2 protein-coding genes are annotated in these 1,692 nt (G+C 58.5%); both read left to right on the top strand.

All coding sequences use genetic code 11. The features are described from left to right. A partial coding sequence (locus tag Q1K49_RS05045) for a permease (RefSeq protein WP_300523521.1) occupies positions 1 to 816 on the top strand: 816 nt, incomplete at its 5' end. Positions 817 to 830: 14 nt separating this feature from the next. After that, positions 831 to 1,682 (top strand): TIGR03943 family protein, encoded by an 852-nt coding sequence (locus Q1K49_RS05040; RefSeq protein ID WP_300523519.1) that lies wholly within the window; start codon positions 831 to 833, stop codon positions 1,680 to 1,682. Positions 1,683 to 1,692: the final 10 nt, after the last annotated feature.

Raw genomic sequence — 1,692 nt, 5'->3', positions numbered from 1 at the left:
GGATTCGTTTTTCCCATCTGCGAATGTTCCAGCGTGCCCATCATGCGGCGCCTCGTCCACAAAGGGGTTCCTCTCCACGTAGGAGTGACGTTCATGATGGCCGCACCCATCGTCAACCCGGTGGTGCTGCTCTCCACCTATTATGCCTTCGGTGGGAACGTCCTCGCTGCGGTGGTACGGGCTGCTTTGGGCATGTTCGGCGCTATGGCGGTTGGATATGCGGCGACGAAGGGGTTTCCGCGAAAGGATGTGCTGCTTGTCCGCGGGCTGCCCGAGAGAGACCTGTGCGGCTGCGGTCACCGTCATGTCCATGAAGATCATGGTCACGATCACGGAGCAGGGGGTTGCTGTTGCGGCGATCATGAGCATGGACACGGGACGGTCCGCTCCGAAGGCACGCCGGGAGCGCTCGCCCTCGTTGAGAACGTCCTGCGGCACACCGGAGCGGAGCTCTTTTCGGTGGGGCGTTTTCTCATCCTCGGAGCGTTCATCTCCGCTCTGGCCCAGACGGGCTTCTCCTGGAATCTTCTGACCGGCGTAGGGCAGCATCCGGTTCTCTCCGTGGTTGTCATGATGCTTCTCGCCTTTGTCCTGTCCCTTTGTTCTGAGGCGGATGCCTTCGTTGCCAGGACTTTTGTGGGGGCCTTTTCTCCGGGGGCGGTGACGGCGTTCATCCTCCTGGGGCCCATGATCGACGTGAAGAACGTACTCATGCTGCTGGAAGGGTTTCGCGGGAAATTCGTGCTCTTTCTGACAGGTGCGGCCTTTGCGGTGTGCTTCGTGCTCTCCGTGGCGGTCAACATCGTGCGTTTCTAGGAAGAGGGTGCGGCATGCGACGTCTCGATCCCGATGAAACGCTCTGGTTTGTTCTGCTTCTCGGATACGGCCTTTACATGACCTTTCTTCTCGTCTCCGGAGACGTGCGTTATTTCATGCATCCCCGCATGTTTCCCTTCATCGCGGCTGCGGCAGGCGTCTTTTTTCTCCTCGCCGCCGTCCAGACAAGTTGCCTTTTCCGTTCTTCAGATGCGGATCGGAGGCGGGGACGTCTCTGGTTCGTTCTCTTTGCTCTTCCCCTCCTGCTCGGTATGACCGTGGCTCCGAGAGGAATGCATGAAGAGACCGCCATGAGGAAAGGGATGGCCTATAGCGGTGCCCGAGGAGAGATTGCCTCGTTTCTCGATCCTCCGGAAAAGAGAATTGGATCCCCCTCCATGGGAGGAAATGGATTGATGGAAACAGGAGCGTCTGATATATTAGGGGACAGTGATTTTGACCCCGACGGTTTCTTCACCGTGGATCCGATGCATTTCGACAGAAAACTCCGTCTTCTGGAGGAGTCCCTTTCTTCCTTGACAGGACGGAAAGGCCGTATCTCCGGTTTTGTGCAACGGAGAGACACGCTTCCCGCCGCGCGGTTTTTCGTGGCACGCATGCTCATGGTCTGCTGTGCCGCTGATGCTCTTGTCACGGGACTTCTGGTGGAATGGCCCGAGGGAGTTGCCCTGGAGCCCGGCGCATGGGTCGAGGCGGAGGGCGTACTGGGGAGTACGGAATTCTTCGATGACTGGCTGGGCAGGGATGTGACGGTTCCCTTTCTCAAGGCCGAGCGCGTTGTCCCTATCGCGAAACCGGCGAACATTTACGTCTATCCGTCCCTGCCGCGTTCCATTCTGGATTAGAACAGTGTTG

It is taken from the genome of Aminiphilus sp., assembly GCF_029975095.1.
In the GTDB taxonomy this organism is placed as follows: Bacteria; Synergistota; Synergistia; order Synergistales; family Aminiphilaceae; genus Aminiphilus.
This window is presented reverse-complemented; position numbering and strand designations above follow the sequence as displayed.

Bases quoted from the DNA above. Each gene is read 5' to 3' on its own strand.
- Q1K49_RS05040 (WP_300523519.1), top strand. From the start codon at position 831: ATGCGACGTCTCGATCCCGATGAAACGCTCTGGTTTGTTCTGCTTCTC.